A 16,803-nucleotide genomic window follows, 5' to 3' on the forward strand; every position below is an offset into this window, starting at 1 on the left:
CGTCGAGCGGGAGGACGGCGTCGCCGTAGGTGTAGGGCATCCGGGGGTTCAGCTGGGCGATCACCAGCCCGCCGCGTTCCCGGACGGCCTCGATCGCGGCGGGCAGGATGTTGACCTCGATGCCGAGCGAGACCGTCCCGCCCGAGGGCACCGACGTCTGCATCACCACCACGTCGGGCGGGAGCAGCTCCTTGAGCAGGTTGGGGACGAGCGACAGCCGCGACGGGTAGTACCGCAGGCCGTCCCGGCCCCGCATCCCGACACCGACGAACGGGGTCTCCAGGTCGACCCCGTCCCGGTCGGGCAGGCCGTCCTGGGCGTTGAGCATGAACAGCCGGTACTCCGGGAGCGCCTCGTCGAGGATCGCCAGCGCCCGCGCGGGCGCGGCGAAGTTGCCCCCGGCCACGACCCGCGGCCGGCCCGGCAGCCCGGACAGGACGGCGCCGAGCTGCCGTTCCGAGATCACCCGCATCGATGGACCCCTCCCGTGCTCCGCCGCGCCGGCCCGGCGCGGACCCTCGTCGATCATGTACCGCGAGTCTCTCAGCCCGGGGACAGCAGCGGGCGTCGGTGCCAGACGTGCTCGGCGCCGGCCGGCCGGACGACGGCGAGGGCCTGCGCCACGGCGTCCTCCAGCGCCCCGCCGGTGTCGATCGCGGCGGACTCCGGCCACGGGGCCGCCTCCGCGCGCATGGCGGCGGCGATCTCGGCGTCCGCGTCGGAGATGCTCCGCCCGCGGGCGCGGGCCCGCATCCGCTCGGCGGTGGCGGACGCGGGGGCCGCGCAGCGCAGGGCCGTCAGGTGCGCGTGCTCGCGGTCCGCGACCGCGGCGAGCAGGTCCCGGTCCTCCTTGGCCGACCACGACGCGTCCAGGACGACCGTCTCGCCGAGCCGGAGCAGCCGGGCGGCGCGCCCGGCCAGCTCGCGGTAGGTGCGCCTGGTCCATTCCGGGCTGTAGATGCCGGTGCCGTACGGGGCGGCGGCGGACTCCTCGGGCGGCAGGCCCGCGAGCTCCTTGCGGACGCGGTCGCTGCTGATCAGCGCGCAGCCGAGCCGGTCGGCGAGCGCGCCGGCGAGGGACGTCTTCCCCGTGCCGGGGAGCCCGCCCACCAGGATGAGGTCGACCTTCCCGGCGCGCAGGTGGCGCAGCGCGACGCCGGCGTACGAGCGGGCCTCGTCGGCCGCCTCCGGGACGCCCTGCCCGTAGCGCAGGCAGGCGACCTTCGCGCGCACGAACGCCCGGTAGGCGACGTAGTGGTGGCGCAGCGAGGGCGGTGCCGGGTCGGCGGCGAACCCGGAGTACCAGTCGACGAAGCGCTGGGCGAGGCGGGGCGCGCCGAGGCGTTCGAGGTCCATGGCCAGGAACGAGGCGTCGTCGAGGCCGTCCACGCTGCGCAGCGCCTGGTCGAACTCCAGGCAGTCGAGGATGCGCGGGCCGTCGTCCAGGCAGAACACGTCGCCGGTCAGCAGGTCGCCGTGCCCGTCGACCACGCGCCCGTCGGCGATGCGCGCGTCGAACAGCTCCGCCCGGCCGGCGAGGAAGGCGGCGGTGAGCTCCTCGATCTCCGTGGCCGCGGCGCCGTCGAGGGCGCGGTCGTGGAAGGGGCGCACCTGCTCGAAGCTGTCGTTCCAGCGGCCGCGGAGCGCGTCCCGGGTGCCCTGGGCGGTGACCTCGGGCCCGCGCGGCGCCTCGGCGTGCCAGGCGGCCAGGATGCGCGCGGTGTCGCGGAGCGCGTCCTCGACCGGTTCGCCGGCCTCCACGAGCCGGGACAGGCGCCGGTCGGCGGGCATCCGCCGCATCACGACCAGGTGGTCGCATACCTCGCCGTCGGGGCCGTGCACGTCGGAGACCCCGAGGTAGACGTCGGGCGCGAAACGCCGGTTGAGGCGGACCTCGTCGCGGCACGCCCTTTCGCGCAGCTCGCGCGTGCTGAAGTCGAGGAACCCGAGGTCGACCGGCTTCTTCATCTTGTACGCCCGGTCGCCCACGAAGAAGACGACGCCGATGTGGGTCTCGCTCACGGCCGCGGCATCCATCCGATGCACTCCCAGAGTCTCGTCCCGTGCGGAAAGGTCCTCGACCACCAGTCAACCAGCCGGACGACAGCGGGCCCGTGGCCGGAGGCCCCCGGTTCCCGGACGAAGGTCCCGAATCTCTCCGCTACGAACTGCCGCGCTGGACGCGTTTGACCAGTTCGAGAAGCGCGTAGGACAGCACGGCCACCGCGACGATCCGCAGCCAGTGGGCGAGGTCGAGCGGGGCGGACCCGAAGACCTCGTTCATCGCGGGCGCGTAGGTGTACACGAGCTGGATCGCGATGAGGGCCGCGGCGCTGACGCCGACCCACGGGTTCCGGCGGACGCCGCGCCAGAGGAGCGGACGGTCCAGGGAGAGGCAGTTGAACATGTAGGTCAGCAGCGTCAGCGCGAACACGTTGACCACGATGGTCTGCGCCACGTCCGGGGACGCGCCGTTCGCCCGCTCCCAGTTCTGCAGCCCGAACGCGCCCGCGAGCAGGACCGCCGAGACCACCAGGATCCGGGTGGTCATCGCGCGGGTGATCAGCGGCAGGGACGGGTCGCGCGGCGGGCGGTCCATGATGGCGTCGTCCTTGGGCTCCACCGCGAACGGCAGGCCGAGCACCAGGATCGCGGTCATGTTCAGCCACAGCACCTGCAGTGGCAGGATCGGCAGCTCGGTGTCCGCGACGATCGCGGCGACGAGCACCAGGCCGAGCCCGATGTTGGCCGGCAGCGCCCACACGATGAACTTCACCAGGTTGTCGAAGACGCCGCGCCCCTCCTCGACGGCCTTCTCGATCGAGGCGAAGTCGTCGTCGGTGAGGACCATGTCCGCGGATTCCTTGGCGACGTCGGTGCCGGTGCGGCCCATCGCGACGCCGATGTCGGCCTGCTTGAGCGCCGGGGCGTCGTTGACGCCGTCGCCGGTCATGGCGACGACGTGGCCGCCGTCCTGGAGGGCCTGGACGAGCCGCAGCTTCTGCTCGGGCGACACGCGGGCGAACACGGTGGTGGCGCGGATCCGCTCCGGCGGGACGTCGGCGTCGAGTTCCGCGCCCGTCATCACCTCGCCCTCCAGGCCGACATGGGCGCCGATCGCGCGGGCGGTCGCGGCGTGGTCGCCGGTGATCATCTTGACGTCCACGCCTGCCCGGTGGCAGCTCCGGACGGCCTGCGCGGCCGCGGTGCGCGGCGGGTCGATCATCGCCTGCAGCCCGACGAAGGTCAGCCGGGGAAGCTCGTCGAGGTCGCCCGCGGCGGTGTGCGCGCGGGCGAAGGCGAGGACGCGCAGCGCCTGCTCGCCGAACGCCTCGGCGCGGCCGACGGCATCGTCCTTGTCGAGGGGCTCGGGCTCGCCGTCCGGCCCCGCCTGGTCGTCGCACAGCTCCAGGATCCGTTCGACGGGCCCCTTCACGTGGACGACCCCGTCCGCCTGGAGGGTGGCCATGAAGCGGCGCTCGCCGTTGAACGGCAGCGTGGCGAGCCGCTCGGGGACGGAGTCGATGCCCGCCTTGGCCGCGCTCGTCACCAGCGCGCCCTCGGTGGGGTCGCCGGCCACCTGCCAGCCCTCGTCCCGCTGGACGAGCTCCGCGTCATTGCAGGCGAGGCCCGCCGTGAGGACGGCGTGCAGGGCGGGGTGCTCGGACGGCTCGACCGGCTCGCCGCCCGCGTGCACGGCCCCGTCGGGGGCGTAGCCGCTGCCGGTGATCGTGTACTCGCGGCCCCCGGCGACGACGGCGGTCACCGTCATCTGGTTCCGGGTGAGGGTGCCGGTCTTGTCGGTGCAGATGACCGTGGTGCCGCCGAGGGTCTCGACGGCCGGCAGGTGCCGGACGATCGCGCCGCGGCGGGCCATCCGCGCCACGCCGAGCGCGAGGGTGACCGTCATGACGGCCGGCAGCCCCTCGGGGATCGCGCCGACCGCGAGCGCGACCGCGGCGGTCAGCATCTCCGTCGTCCCGCGCCCGCGCGCCACGCCGAGCAGGAACGTCCCCGCGGCCAGGACGAGGATCCCCACCGTGACGATCTTGCTGAACTGGGTGATCTTGCGGGTGAGCGGCGTCCGGACCGCGCGGGTGCCGCGCACGAGCCGGTGGATGTCGCCGAGCTCGGTGCGCGCCCCCGTGGCCACGACGACGCCCGCGCCCTGGCCGCGCGTCACCAGCGTCCCGGAGAACGCCATGCCGGTGCGGTCGCCGAGCTCCGCCCCGGGCGTCGCGGCGGGGTCCTTGGCGACCGGCACCGACTCCCCGGTCAGCGCCGACTCGTCGGCGGCCAGCTCGTCGGCGCGCAGCAGCCGCAGGTCGGCGGGGACCTTGTCGCCGGCGGCGAGCTCCACCAGGTCGCCGCGGACGAGCTCCGCCGCGGGCACGCCGCGGCGCCGCCCGTCCCGGACGACGGTGGCGGAGGTCTGCGCGAGGACGGCGAGCGCGCCGAGCGCCTGCTCGGCCCGGGACTCCTGCACGAACCCGACCACCGCGTTGACGATCACGACGCCGAGGATCACCAGCGCGTCCACGTGCTCGCCCATCAGGGCCGTCACCCCGGCCGCCCCGAGGAGCACGTAGATCAGCGGGCTGTGGAACTGCGCGAGGAACCGCAGCACCGCGCCGCGGCCCTCGGCGGCGGGCAGGGTGTTCGGTCCCTCCCGCGCGAGCCGCTCGTCCGCCTCGGCGGCGGTGAGACCGCGGCCGGCGTCGGTGTCGAGGGCGCGGACCACCTCGCCGGCGGGCAGGCCGTGCGGTGCTCCGGTGCCCGTCATGCGGAGGTCACGCGGACGCGGTCAGGTCCCGCACGGGGACGCGGCGTCCGGTCAGGAGCTCGGGGCGCAGCCGGATGTAGCGGTCGCGCTCCCCGGGCGCCCAGGTCTGCAGCGGGAGCCGTTCCAGGGCCCGCAGCTCGTCCGGGTCGGTGACGTGCCGGGCGGGGCCGACCGCGACCACCGACCAGCCCGTCCGGGCCTCGGTGTCGAACTCGTCGACCTCGAACGCGACGATCGTGCCGGAGGCGGCGGTGGCGAGCCGCGACGTCCGGGACACCTTGATCACGATGTTCGCGCCGTCGAACGCGAAGTTGACCGGCTGGACCGCCGGGAGCGCCTGGTGCGTGAACACGATGCGCCCGATGGCGGCGCGGGAGAGCAGCGCGAGGCATTCGTCCCGGTCCAGGATCTCCAGGCCGCTCTGGTCGAGGTCCGTGCCGGCGGGCGTCACTCCCACACCCCCTTGGGTTTCGCCGCGTCCGCCTTGAGCTGGGCGGCGAGCGCGGCGGCCTGCGTGCGGCGGCTCATCCCGAGCTTGGCGAACAGGTTGGAGATGTAGTTCTTCACCGTCTTCTCGGCCAGGAACATCCGCTCGCCGATCTGCCGGTTCGTCAGTCCCTCCCCGATGAGCTCCAGGATGTGGCGCTCCTGCTCGGTCAGCCCCTTGAGCGGGTCCTTCTTCTCCTGGCGCTCGCGCAGCCGCTGCAGCATGCGGGCGGTCGAGCGGGGGTCGAGGAGCGACTGCCCGGTGGCGACCGTGCGGACGGCGCCGACCAGGTCGGAGCCGTGGATCTGCTTCAGGACGTAGCCGGCGGCCCCGGCCATCACCGCCTCGAAGAGGGCGTCCTCGTCGTCGTAGGAGGTCAGCATCAGGCAGGCCAGCCCCGGCAGCCGGGACCGCAGCTCGCGGCAGACGCTCACGCCGTCGCCGTCGGGCAGCCGGACGTCCAGGACGGCCACGTCGGGCCGGGCGGCGGGGATGCGGGCCAGCGCCTGCTCGGCCGTGCCGGCCTCCCCGGCGATCTCGATGTCGTCCTCGGCGGACAGCAGGGCCGCCACGCCGCGCCGCACGACCTCGTGGTCGTCCAGCAGGAACACCCTGATCGGCTTCGCGCCGCCCGCGTCCGTCATCGGCCCTTCCCTCTCCTCGATGGTGCCGGGTCTCAAGTTACCCGCCGGGCCTCCGGCGACACAGGGCTCGGACGTCCCGCGCCGGGAGGACGAAGGTCCCCCCGCCGGCCATTGACAGGTGCGGGGATACTGGCCGTGTGGCCGACGAATCTCGTTCCGAACGGGCGAAACTGATCCTGCCCCAGCTCCAGCTCGACGATCTGCTGCTGGAGCTGCAGGCGCGGCTGGAGACCGCCCGCGCCACGCGCGACCGGGTGCACGCGCTGCTGGAGGCCGTGGTCTCCATCGGCAGCGACCTGGAGCTGGAGACGGTGCTGCGGCGGATCACCGAGGCCGCCACGACCCTCGTCGACGCCCGCTACGGCGCCCTCGGCGTGATCGGCGGCGAGGGCGAGCGGCTGGTCCGGTTCGTCACCGTCGGCATCGGCGAGGAGGAGATCGCCGAGATCGGGTCCTGGCCGCACGGCCACGGCATCCTCGGGCTGCTGATCAAGGACCCGCGCCCGCTGCGCCTCCCGGACCTCAACGAGCACCCCGAGTCGTACGGGTTCCCGCCCGGCCACCCGCCGATGCGGACGTTCCTCGGCGTCCCGATCCGGGTGCGGGACGAGGTGTTCGGCAACCTGTACCTGACCGAGAAGGCCGGCGGCGGCGAGTTCGAGGACGAGGACCAGGTCGTGGTGACCGCGCTGGCCACCGCGGCGGGCGTGGCGATCGAGAACGCCCGGCTGTACGAGGAGACCCGGCGGCGCGAGCGGTGGCTGGAGGCGTCGGCGGACATCTCCACCGCGCTGCTGTCCGGCGTCGGCCCGCACCAGGTGACCGCGCTCGTCGCCGAGCGGGCCCGGGAGGTCGCCGACGGCGCGCTCGGCAACGTCGCCCTCGTCGACGAGTCCGGGGACGGCTTCGTGATCGAGGCCGCGGACGGCGACGGCGCCGACCGGGTCCAGGGCCTGCGCGTCCCCCGGGACCACTCGGTCGTCGGAAGGGTCTTCGACGAGGGCGTGTCGCTGATACTCGACGACGGCGCCGAGGCCGCCCGGGAGGCCGGGGTCCGGACCGGTGAGCCGATGGCCGGCCCCGTGGTGGCGGTGCCGCTGGGCACGGGGCCCTCCGCCCGGGGCGTCATCTCGGTGATCAACCCGCCCGGCGGGGCGCTGTTCACCGACGGCACCCGGCGGCTCCTGGAGGCGTTCGCGGGGCAGGCGGCCGTCGCGCTGGAGCTGGGCGACCGGCGCCGCGACACCGAGCGGCTGGCGCTGCTGGAGGACCGCGACCGGATCGCCAAGGACCTGCACGACACCGTCATCCAGCGGCTGTTCGCCACCGCGATGACGCTGATGGCCGCCATCAAGATCACGCAGAAGCGGGAGGTGGCCGTCCGGGTCCAGCGGGCGGTGGACGACCTGGACGACACGATCCGGCAGATCCGCTCGTCCATCTTCGCGCTGCAGGCCCCGGCCGACGACGAGTCGCTGCGCAGCCGCGTGCACGCCCTGGTCGACGCCGCGGCCGGGCAGCTGGGGTTCGCGCCGTCGGTCCGCCTGGACGGGCTGCTGGACACCGCCGTGGACGACGCGACCGGCGATCACCTGCTGGCCGTCGTCCGGGAGGCCCTCTCGAACGTGGCCAGGCACGCCAACGCCACCGAGACCGGCGTGGTGATCGGGGTCGGCGACGAGGACCTGACCCTCCGCGTCGAGGACGACGGCGTCGGCATCCCCGAGGGGGGCCGCCGCAGCGGCCTGCGCAACATGGCGGAGCGGGCCGGGGGACTGGGCGGCGACTTCGCCACCCGGGACCGTCCCGGCGGCGGCACCGTCCTGGTCTGGCGCGTCCCGCTCAAGGCGGGCTGAGCGGGACGCCCGTCAGGACTCGGAGAAGTCGTCGCGGGACAACCCCTTCTCCGACATCTTGTCCTCCAGCTCGGCGCCGAGCTCGGTGCGGGTATCGGGCCGCCGGGCGGGCTCCTGGTCCGGGTCCCGGTCGGGCTGCCCGCCCGGCTTCATGACGACCTGGTCGGTGTCGTCGGTCTTCGGTGCGTTCTCCTCCGGAGTCGTCATCTCCGCCCCCTTGATCGAATGAATCGCCGGCGCTTCCCCGGCACGGCGCTGCTACCCGGCGAGGTTCCGCTCTAACGACCGGCGTCCCGGCCGGCCCCCACCGCGACCTGGCCCCGCAGCGCGGCCGCGATCTCCGCCAGCCGCCGCGCCGCCCCGGGGGAGTCGGCGAGGGTGAGGGTCAGTCCGGGGTGGCGCAGCAGGCCCGTCGGCTCCGCGCCGCGGATCGGGCGGTGGAAGCGGATGCACACGCCCTGCGCGGCGCTGGTGCCCAGGGTGAGCCCGCGGTCGGCCCACGAGATGCGCACGCCCGTGGCCTTCCAGGCGGCGTAGGGGCCGGTGACCTCGGCGCCGGCGATGTTCTCCAGCGGCGAGCGCACCGTCCAGGGGCCGAAGCGGACGACGAGCCTGGACGCGGTGATCAGGGCGTGGCACGTGTCGGGCCGGATTCCGAGCAGCGACAGCGGGCGCCGCAACCGGTCGTCGAACGCGAACTCGTACCGCTCGACTTCGGCTTGTGAAGGCATGAGGACTCCCCTGAACTGGTGTTTCGGTGGGGACTACCCGCGTTCGTCCCGGCTACCGCGAGGAACACCGGGAATTCGTGCGCGGTTCCCGAATGTTCCGGAAAATGGCGGGCACTGGGCAACGAACCGCCGGCCCCGGGGGCCCGGCGAGTGCCGAGCAGGAGGAACCGTGCCCTACACCTCGTTCCGCGGGCGGACCGACAGCGGCGACGCCGCCAAGCCGGTGAAGCCGGCCACCGCACCCGGCGGACCGCCCGTGCCGGGGGAGAACCAGACGCGCCGTCCCGCGCCGGACGGCGAGCAGGACGGCGACGTCAAGCCCGAGCGATGACCACGGCTGACTTCGTCAGCGGAGTTCCTCCCGGGGGTCTTCCCGCGGCTCGGCACGGTGGGCGCCGATCCCGGCCTTCGTCAGCGCCTCCATGCGCCGGCACGCCCGCCTGTAGAACTTCACCTGCGTGTGCCGCCCGAAGACCCTGAAGCCGAGCCGCACGATGGGGTTGGGGTCGGACGAGGGCTGCGAGAAGGCGTGGATGTGGAACTCCACCTCGCCGGTGTCGAGCCACTTGCGCACCTCCTGGTCCATCTGCCCGCGTTCGAGGTGCCCCTTCAGCGTCCGGTAGTTCCAGCCGTACACCCTCGCCCGGCGTCCGTCCTCCTCCTCGACGACGCCGTCGACGACGTTTCCGATCCGCAGCCCGAGGTAGAAGCGCAGCCCGTAGAACCGGCCTTCGAGGAGCATGTCGCGGCCCGGCTCGGGCGGGCCGGAATGGCGGATCCGCCGGATGATGGCCGGATCGGCGTACTGGTAGTCCCGGACGAGGCGGCGGGCGGTCTCCCAGCTCCCCCCGGGGACCGGCGGACCGGGCGGCTCGGGCGGCAGCGGCTGCCGGTAGTCGTCGACGTGCCAGCCGGGTTCCGGGCGGTGCATGTCGTGCCGCCCCGGGTCGAAGTTGAGCGGACGCCTCGGCAGGTCGTCGTGCAACCGCCGCATCCGCCGCTGGACGAGCCGGCTCCGTCTCATCGCGATGACTTCACCGGCCGCCGGTCGCGTTCCGGACCCGCCTCCCGGGCCCTTCGGGCTCTGCGCGCGGTGTACTGGACGGCGGCGTAGGTCGGGCCGCGCACCTGCTGCAGCAGGCCCGCGGGCGGCATCCCGTGGATGGGGTGCCGGGCCGGATTGAAGCGCATCGGCTGCTCGTCGTCGCCCCGGGCCGGTCCAGTGAGCCGCAGTTCCCCGAACCGCTCCCAGCGGCCGAACTCGGTCGCCACCACGAGGTCGAACTGCAGCGCCCGCTCGTCCGCGGCGTGGGCGAGCGCGTCGAGGCGCGCCGGGACGGCGGGCTCGCGCCGCCCGACCGCGCCCAGCAGGACCCTCCGGTCACCGACCCGGTAGGCGAGCAGTGAGCCGTAGAAGGCGGGGCTCCACCTGCTCATCGGGCGCAGCAGGCGGCGGCCGAGCACCGAATGCCCGGTCGTGGCCAGGAGCAGTTCGGCGGTCGATCCGTCGCCGGTGTCGGCCTGCGGCCAGCGCAGCGCGAGGCCGAGGATGTCCGGCAGCGCGACCGGCAGCCCCACCGCCCGGGAGAGGCGGGCGTGGCCCTGCACCTCCGCTGTGTCGTCCAGGAACGGGACGCCCCAGTACCGGGAGGTCCCGTTCAGGTTCAGCGTCGCGTCGAACACCAGACCCTCGGGGTGCAGGGGCCGGTCGCCGCGCAGCCGGGTCGCGAGGACGAACGTCCGGGTGAAGGCCGTCGTGACGACCCGGGCCAGGATGCCCCGCCCGTTTCCCGGCACGTCCGTCCGCTCGGTCTCGACGGCCACCTCACCGGTCATCCGCCCGCCCGAGAGCTCGGCGACGCGGCGGCAGAAGTGCGCCCACATGTGCAGCTGCATCTCCTTCGCGATGCCCACCCTGGCGTAGAGGACCTCCGCCAGCCGGTCGCCGCTCCGCGCCCAGGACTCGATCGTGAACACGAGGTCGTCCTCGCCGGCCCGCACCGCCCGGAACTCGATCTCCCCGGCCTCCAGGTGGCCGTGCAGGGTCGCGAACCGAAACGACGTCGGCGCGTGCTCCACCACCCGGACCGGGCAGTTCCAGGGACCCGGCATGTGGACGTCGTACTCGTCCCCGATCTGCAGGGACCCGGCGGCTCCCGAGATCTTGTCGAAGACGGCGATCTCCACCGGGGTCGCGGCGTTGAGGTCGTCGCCCACCCGCTTGATCAGCTCGGCGGGGGTCAGCGGGCTGCCGGAGATGCGGACGATGTACCGCCGCTGGAAGACCGGCCCCACGCCCTGCCGCGCGTCCTGCACCTTGTCGCCCTCGTGGCGCGGGAGCCGGTCGACGTCCGTGCACGCCTCCGAGTGCAGCCTGCGCCGCGGTGTCCGGCGGGAGCGCAGCACCCACCGCCATGCCGCGATCCCCATGCCCGCGGGCCAGCGCACCGCGCGTGCGCGCCACAGCCACCGTCCTCGCACGCGTTCCCCCCGGATGTTCGCCCGTGTCGTTCCGCCTGGCGTTCTGAGGGAGACGCGGCGTGGCCTACCCCGCTCGACCAGGCCGAACCATGAACCCGGGAACGCCCCGGGCGGGCTCTGCCGCTGATCGCTCCGGGTAGGGGTGCATCCGTGGCGGTGCCTTCTCGCGAAGGTCGTGTATGGGGGATGTGCGTGGGCGGTGGCTCCAGCGGTACGTGCGCGCCGCCGGGTGGCGCGTGGCCGGGGCCGGACGGCGACCGCGGACCTGGCCGGCCGCGGGGACCGGGCTCCTGGGGTCGATGGTGGTGGCGCAGGTCCTGTCGGGCGTGCGGCCCGCCCCGATCCGGCTGACCAGCGTCGTCGTGGTGCTGCTGGCGTCGAGCGCCGTGGCGTTCCTCGCCGGGCGGGACGGCGCCGGCCGCGCGCTGGGCGCCTTCGGCGCCGCGGCGGGCGCGGGATACGCGGCCGAGTGGATCGGCGTCCGCGCGGGCGTCCCGTTCGGGAAGTACTCCTACACGCCGCTGCTCCGGCCCCAGCTGGGCGGGGTGCCGGTGATCGTGGCGGTGGCCTGGGGAGGAATGGGGCTGGCCGCGCACGCGGTCGCCACCGCGATCGTCCCGCAGGGCGGGCTCGCGCGCTGGGCGGCCGGGGCGTTCGCGCTGACGGCGTGGGACCTGTTCCTGGACCCGCAGATGCTCCGGCTGGGCCTGTGGACCTGGGTGCACGAGGGCCCGTACCGGGGGGTGCCGGTCAGCAATTTCGCGGGCTGGCTGGCGGTGTCGCTGCTGGTCATGGGAATGATCGACCAGATCGCGGGGCGGACGGAGGCGGCCCCGCCCGGGGGGCTCGTGGCGATCTACGGGGTGATGACGGCGATGGAGACGCTGGCGTTCGCGGCGGTGTTCGAGCCGCCCGACCGGGTGGTCGCGGCGATCGGCGGGATCGCGATGGGGACGTGCGCCGCCCTGGCGGGGAGGCGTCGATGGCCGAGGTGATCGTGGTGGGCGGCGGCGTCGGCGGGATGGTCGCCGCGCTGCTGCTGGCGCGCGGCGGCCACCGGGTCCGGCTGTACGAGCGGCTCGACCGGCTCGGCGGGAAGCTCGCCGAGCGCGAGCGCGACGGCTTCGCCTTCTCGCTGGGGCCGTCGCTGCTGACGCTTCCCGGCATCTTCCGCGAGCTGGGCGTCGGGCGCGAGCTGGTGGAGCTGGACGAGCTGTGCCGCTACCGCTTCGCCGACGGCTCCGAGCTGCGCGCGTACCGCGACCCGGTCCGCATGGCGGCCGAGGTCGACCGGCTGGCACCGGGGGAGGGCGCCTCGTGGCGGGCCTTCCACCGGTGGGCCGCGGCCTGCCTGGACGCGTCCCGCCGGACGTTCTTCGCCGGGCCGCTGGGCCGCCGTCCCGAGCAGGCCCGGCTCGGCGACCTGCGCGCGGTCGCGCCGGGCCGGACGCTGGACGGCCTCGCCCGCCGCTTCTTCCGCGACCCGCGGCTGCGCCAGTACGTCGGCCGGTACGCGACGTACGCGGGGTCGAGCCCGTACCGCGCGCCGGCCGCGCTCGGGTGCGTCCCGGCGATCGAGCACGGGGACGGCGGCTGGTATGTGCTGGGCGGGCTGCCCCGGCTCGCCGACGACCTGGCCTGCCTCCTGCTCGACGCCGGAGTGGACGTCAGCACCGGCACCGAGGTGGCGGAGGTGACCGCCGACCGGTCTGCGGTCACGGGCGTCGTCCTGGCGTCGGGCGAGCGGGCGGGCGCCGACGCGGTGGTGGTGAACGCCGACGCCGAGGCGCTGTACGGGCGCCTGCTCCCGGATCGCCGCAGGCTGCGGCGGATCGCGCGGCTCGGCCCGTCCTCCTCGGCGTTCCTGCTGCTCGCCGGGGTGGAGGGGCGCACCGAGGGCCTCCCGCACCACTCCGTCGTCTTCTCGGCCGACTACGCGGGCGAGTTCGGCGACATCTTCGGCCGCCGCGTGCCGCCCCGCGACCCGACGGTCTACATCGGCTGCTCGGCGGTGGACGACCCGTCGCAGGCCCCCGGCGGCGCGGAGAACTGGGTGCTGCTCGTCAACGTCCCGGCGGGCGATCCGGGCCGCTGGCCGGCGGACCCGGACGCCTACGGGGAGCACGTCCTGGAGACGCTGGCGCGCCGCGGCCACGACCTGTCGGGGCGGCTGCGGTTCGTGGAGACGTTCACCCCCGCCGACCTGCGGGACCGGTACGGCTCCCCGGGCGGCGCGATCTACGGCACCGCCTACCGCGGCGCGCTGGCGCCGTTCCGCAGGCCCGGCAACCGGGGCCCGCGGCGCGGGCTGTACCTGGTCGGCGGGTCGGCGCATCCGGGCGGCGGGCTCCCGCTGGTCGCGATGGGCGGCCGGATCGTCGCCTCCCTCGTCGAGGAGGACCTCCCGGTACGGACGGGCGCGCCGACGTGACGCCCTTCCTGACCGCCTGCCAGGCGCTTGCCGCCGGGGTGGTGGCCGCGCGGCTGTCGCGCGGCCGGACCCGGCCCGCGCCGCTCGCCCCCGGAGCCTCGGGCCCGCCGCCGGAGCCGGTGTCGGTGGTGATCCCCGCGCGGGACGAGGAGACCCGGATCGAAGGCTGCCTCCGGCCCCTCCTCGCGGACCCCGACGTGTCCGAGGTGATCGTCGTGGACGACGGGTCCCGCGACGGCACGGCCCGCGTCGCGGCGGACCTCGGCGCCAAGGTGATCTCCGGCGCGCCGCTCCCGGACGGATGGGTCGGCAAGCAGTGGGCGCTGCACCAGGGCGTGGCGGCCGCGTCGCATCCCATCGTGGTCCTGCTGGACGCCGACACGCGTCCGAAACCGGGACTCTGCGCCGAACTCGCCGCGCTGCTCGGAACGTCCTGCGCGGAGTCGGGCCGGCTGGTGTCGGCCGCGCCGCGGTTCGTATGCGGCGGTGCGGCGGAGCAGGCGCTGCACGCCTCCTTCCTCGCAAGCCTCGTCTACCGGTTCGGGCCGGTCGGTCCCGCCGCGTCACCGGACCGGCTCCTGGTCAACGGCCAGTGCCTGGCGTTCCGCACGGACCTCCTGCTGCGGGCCGGTGCGTTCGAGCGCGTCCGCGGCAACCTCACCGACGACGTCGCGCTGGGCCGCCTGCTCGCCCGGGACGGCTGGACGGTCGTCTTCCGCGACGCCCGCGCCCTGCTCGACGTCGACATGCACGAGTCGGCACGGGACGTGTGGCGCGAATGGGGGCGGTCGATCTCGCTCCGCGACGTCACCACCGGCCGTGCGCTGGCCGCCGACCTCGCGGTCGTCTGGCTGACCCTGGCCCTGCCCTGGCTGCGGCTGGCGGCGGGACGCCCGACCCCGCTCGACCTCGGCCTCCTCATCCAGCGCCTGCTCCTGCTCGCCGCCCTGCGCGGCAGCTACGCGCGTCCGGGCCCGGGCCTGGCGCTGTCCCCCCTTCTCGACCCGCTGACGGCGGTGCGCCTGACGTGGTCGGCGCTGCGGCCGGCGCGCACCTGGCGCGGCCGCGGCTACGCCCGCCCGGCCGTCAGGCGCGGCGCCCCGCCACGGCGGCCTGCCCGAAGCGCAGCCCGATGAGGCACATCAGCGCCCCGGTCCCCGCGACGTGCGCGGCGGGCGCGAAGAGGAGCTGCAGCACCGGCAGCGAGAACACCGCCACGCGCGTGCCCCACGCGAACGAGCGCAGCGCCAGGCTCGTGCCGGCCAGCAGCGCGAGGCCGAGCGCGAACGCCGGCGGGCAGATCACGGCGAAACCGCCGGCGAACGCGAGGATCGAGCGGCCGCCGCGCAGGCCCGCGAACACCGGCCAGGCGTGCCCGGCCATGGCCGCGGCGACGGCGGCGTACACGGGCAGGACGCTCGTGCCGGTCACCGTCCCGAGCGCGCCGGTGGAGCCCCCGCCCGCGGCCAGCCCGACCAGGCCCGCCGCCGTGCCCTTCAGCATGTCCCCGGCGAACACGGGGACGGCGGCCTTCCAGCCGAGCTGCTCCATGACGTTCCAGAAGCCGGGGTTGCGGTCGCCGGTCTCCCGCGGGTCGAGGCCGTGGGCGCGGCCGACCAGCACCGCGACCGGCACCGAGCCGAGCAGGTAACCGCCGATGACCGCGACGAGCAGGGGAGCCACCGAGTCCAGCGTCATCGCCTCGTTCCACCTCATCAGGTACGCGCGTGCGGACGCCATGCGGTACATGGCGTTCGACCGGCCCGTGCTGCGCCGCACCGGCGGCCTGCCGTTCTGGCGGCTGCTGGGCACCGGCCGCGGCCGGTCCATGAGCCTCGGCGCCGACCTGCGCCGCTGGGCGCTGTTCGCCGTGTGGGACGGCGAGCGGGCGCTGGAGGAGTTCCTCGCGCGCTCGCCGGTGGCCGGACGGTGGCGGGACGAGGCCGAGGAGTCGTGGCATGTCCGGCTCGCCCCGCTCGGCTCCCGGGGCCGCTGGGGCGGACGCGACCCGTTCGCCTCCGCCGTCCCGGCCGCGAAGCCCGCCGGCGGGCCGGTGGCGGTGCTGACCCGGGCGTCGATCCGCCCGCGCCGGCTGGCGGCGTTCTACCGGTCCGTCCCGGGCGTGGACCTCGACCTGCGGCGCCAGGACGGCTGCCTCGCCTCGATCGGGGTGGGGGAGTGGCCGCTGGCCCGGCAGGCGACCTTCTCGCTGTGGGAGGACGACGCCGCCATCGCCCGGTTCGCCTACCGGGGCGACGCGCACCGCACCGTCATCGACCGGGTCCGCGGCGAGGACTGGTACAGCGAGGAGCTGTTCGCCCGATTCGTCCCCTACGGGAGCGAGGGCACCTGGGACGGCCGCGACCCCCTGCGCCCTGGCGGCGCCGAGTGAGCGCCTCACGCGACCGGCCCCACGGAAGCGCGGCCCACCACCGGCAGGGGCTCGTCCGCCTCGCCCAGCTCGGCCGCGACAGCGCACGCGCGGGCGATGGCCGTCGGTCCGGACGAGCCGTGCGCCACCACCACCGTGCCGGTCAGCCCGAGCAGGGCGGCGCCCCCGTGCGTGTCCGCCGTGTAGAGCCGCGCGACCTCCGCGAGCCGTGCGGGTGGGGCGATACCGGCCCTGGCGACCATGTCCAGAGTGCTCCGGACGCAGCCCTCGATGTTCTTCAGCACGACGTTGCCGGTGAAGCCGTCCGTCACGACCACGTCGACCGTCCCGGCCAGCACGTCGTGCCCTTCCACGTTGCCGTGGAGGCGGACGGGCAGATCCGGCAGCAACCGGGCGGCGCCGCGGGCGAGCCGGTTGCCCTTCCCCGGCTCGGCGCCGATGGACAGCAGGCCCACCGAAGGGTCGCGGACGCCGAGGACGTTCCGCGCGTACGCGGTGCCCAGCAGGGCGAACTGCGCGAGCATCTCCGGGGTCGGGTCGGACGTCCCGCCCGCGTCGACCAGCACGGTCGAACCCGTCACGGTCGGCAGCGCCACCGCCAGCGCCGGACGCAGCACGCCCTCCCGCCGCGCGAACGCCCGCACCGCGCACGTCACCACGGCCCCGGTGGACCCGGCCGAGACGAACGAGCCGCCCCGCCGCCGCGCCGCCTCGCACCCGATCATGAGGCTCGACTTCCGCCGGGCGGCGGCACCCGCGCCGCGCTCGGCCATCGGCACGACCTCGTCCGCGTGCAGGACCTCCACTTCACCTGCGCCGCCGTGGCGGCGCAGCTCGTGCTCCACCTCGTCGGCCCGTCCCGCGAGGACCACCGGGACACCGTGCTCGCGGTGCGCCGCCAGGGCTCCCGGCACCGTCACCGCCGGCCCGTGGTCGCCGCCCATCGCGTCCAGCACCACCGGGCGCAGCGCCCCGCCTCCGTCAGCCGCCGCATCCAT

Annotated in this window: 16 protein-coding genes and 1 pseudogene; 6 read left to right on the plus strand and 11 right to left on the minus strand. The window is 75.2% G+C overall.

Going from position 1 to position 16,803, the window contains the following annotated elements; translation table 11 throughout:
• The 5 genes and pseudogenes from IEZ03_RS38010 to IEZ03_RS19195 all read right to left on the minus strand — a co-directional run.
• A pseudogene (locus IEZ03_RS38010) lies at positions 1 to 472 on the minus strand (4-hydroxybutyrate CoA-transferase); the annotation flags it as partial.
• Between the two features lie 71 nt (positions 473 to 543).
• Positions 544 to 2,022 (minus strand): bifunctional aminoglycoside phosphotransferase/ATP-binding protein, encoded by a 1,479-nt coding sequence (locus tag IEZ03_RS19180; protein ID WP_229808399.1) that lies wholly within the window; start codon positions 2,020 to 2,022, stop codon positions 544 to 546.
• Between the two features lie 139 nt (positions 2,023 to 2,161).
• Positions 2,162 to 4,783 carry a cation-translocating P-type ATPase gene (locus IEZ03_RS19185; protein WP_184882029.1) on the minus strand — a complete coding sequence of 874 codons (2,622 nt, stop codon included), beginning with the start codon at positions 4,781 to 4,783 and terminating at the stop codon, positions 2,162 to 2,164.
• Positions 4,784 to 4,790: 7 nt separating this feature from the next.
• Complete coding sequence (locus IEZ03_RS19190) at positions 4,791 to 5,234, minus strand: pyridoxamine 5'-phosphate oxidase family protein (RefSeq protein ID WP_229808400.1); 444 nt, start codon at positions 5,232 to 5,234, stop codon at positions 4,791 to 4,793.
• Positions 5,231 to 5,914, minus strand: coding sequence for a response regulator transcription factor (locus IEZ03_RS19195; RefSeq protein ID WP_132047427.1), 684 nt, complete (start codon positions 5,912 to 5,914; stop codon positions 5,231 to 5,233). Before IEZ03_RS19195 ends, IEZ03_RS19190 begins: the two co-directional genes overlap by 4 nt.
• Before the next feature lie 137 nt (positions 5,915 to 6,051).
• Here IEZ03_RS19195 and IEZ03_RS19200 point away from each other — a divergent pair, with 137 nt between their 5' ends.
• Positions 6,052 to 7,770, plus strand: a complete 1,719-nt coding sequence (locus IEZ03_RS19200) for a sensor histidine kinase (RefSeq protein WP_184882031.1) — start codon at positions 6,052 to 6,054, stop codon at positions 7,768 to 7,770.
• Positions 7,771 to 7,782: 12 nt separating this feature from the next.
• Here the strand turns inward: IEZ03_RS19200 and IEZ03_RS19205 are convergent, their stop codons facing one another.
• Together IEZ03_RS19205 and IEZ03_RS19210 are read right to left on the minus strand one after the other, a co-directional pair.
• A complete protein-coding gene (locus IEZ03_RS19205) occupies positions 7,783 to 7,977 on the minus strand; it encodes a hypothetical protein (protein ID WP_184882033.1) in 195 nt (64 codons plus the stop codon).
• A 71-nt stretch (positions 7,978 to 8,048) separates the two neighbouring features.
• A complete protein-coding gene (locus tag IEZ03_RS19210; protein WP_184882035.1) occupies positions 8,049 to 8,501 on the minus strand; it encodes a hypothetical protein in 453 nt (150 codons plus the stop codon).
• Positions 8,502 to 8,670: 169 nt separating this feature from the next.
• Here IEZ03_RS19210 and IEZ03_RS19215 point away from each other — a divergent pair, with 169 nt between their 5' ends.
• Complete coding sequence (locus tag IEZ03_RS19215) at positions 8,671 to 8,832, plus strand: hypothetical protein (protein ID WP_184882037.1); 162 nt, start codon at positions 8,671 to 8,673, stop codon at positions 8,830 to 8,832.
• A gap of 15 nt (positions 8,833 to 8,847) precedes the next feature.
• Here IEZ03_RS19215 and IEZ03_RS19220 read toward each other — a convergent pair whose 3' ends face one another.
• Positions 8,848 to 9,525 (minus strand): DUF1990 family protein, encoded by a 678-nt coding sequence (locus IEZ03_RS19220; RefSeq protein WP_184882039.1) that lies wholly within the window; start codon positions 9,523 to 9,525, stop codon positions 8,848 to 8,850.
• Positions 9,522 to 10,982, minus strand: a complete 1,461-nt coding sequence (locus IEZ03_RS19225; RefSeq protein WP_184882041.1) for a DUF1990 family protein — start codon at positions 10,980 to 10,982, stop codon at positions 9,522 to 9,524. The genes IEZ03_RS19220 and IEZ03_RS19225 overlap by 4 nt, the downstream gene beginning before the upstream one ends.
• Positions 10,983 to 11,161: 179 nt before the next feature.
• Between IEZ03_RS19225 and IEZ03_RS19230 the strand changes: the two genes are divergently transcribed.
• From IEZ03_RS19230 to IEZ03_RS19240, 3 genes are read left to right on the plus strand one after another with little or no spacing between them, the layout of a single operon-like run.
• On the plus strand, positions 11,162 to 11,977 hold the full coding sequence (locus IEZ03_RS19230) for a carotenoid biosynthesis protein (RefSeq protein WP_184882043.1): 816 nt from the start codon (positions 11,162 to 11,164) through the stop codon (positions 11,975 to 11,977).
• A complete protein-coding gene (locus IEZ03_RS19235; protein ID WP_184882045.1) occupies positions 11,965 to 13,413 on the plus strand; it encodes a phytoene desaturase family protein in 1,449 nt (482 codons plus the stop codon). Before IEZ03_RS19230 ends, IEZ03_RS19235 begins: the two co-directional genes overlap by 13 nt.
• The gene (locus IEZ03_RS19240; RefSeq protein ID WP_229808401.1) at positions 13,410 to 14,549 is read left to right on the plus strand and encodes a glycosyltransferase family 2 protein; all 1,140 of its coding nucleotides are present in this window, start codon (positions 13,410 to 13,412) and stop codon (positions 14,547 to 14,549) included. Before IEZ03_RS19235 ends, IEZ03_RS19240 begins: the two co-directional genes overlap by 4 nt.
• Here the strand turns inward: IEZ03_RS19240 and IEZ03_RS19245 are convergent.
• Positions 14,500 to 15,096 (minus strand): glycerol-3-phosphate acyltransferase, encoded by a 597-nt coding sequence (locus IEZ03_RS19245; protein ID WP_184882047.1) that lies wholly within the window; start codon positions 15,094 to 15,096, stop codon positions 14,500 to 14,502. The two genes, IEZ03_RS19240 and IEZ03_RS19245, sit on opposite strands and share 50 nt — an antisense overlap.
• On the opposite strand from IEZ03_RS19245, the gene IEZ03_RS19250 reads away from it, so the two are divergent.
• Positions 15,071 to 15,805: a spheroidene monooxygenase gene (locus IEZ03_RS19250; protein WP_229808402.1), complete on the plus strand. Its 735-nt coding sequence runs from the start codon at positions 15,071 to 15,073 to the stop codon at positions 15,803 to 15,805. The genes IEZ03_RS19245 and IEZ03_RS19250 overlap by 26 nt on opposite strands.
• A gap of 5 nt (positions 15,806 to 15,810) precedes the next feature.
• Here IEZ03_RS19250 and IEZ03_RS19255 read toward each other — a convergent pair whose 3' ends face one another.
• Positions 15,811 to 16,803, minus strand: a complete 993-nt coding sequence (locus tag IEZ03_RS19255; RefSeq protein WP_184882049.1) for a phosphate acyltransferase — start codon at positions 16,801 to 16,803, stop codon at positions 15,811 to 15,813.

The sequence above is a fragment of the Actinomadura livida genome, from assembly GCF_014648675.1.
Taxonomy (GTDB): Bacteria; Actinomycetota; Actinomycetes; order Streptosporangiales; family Streptosporangiaceae; genus Spirillospora; species Spirillospora livida.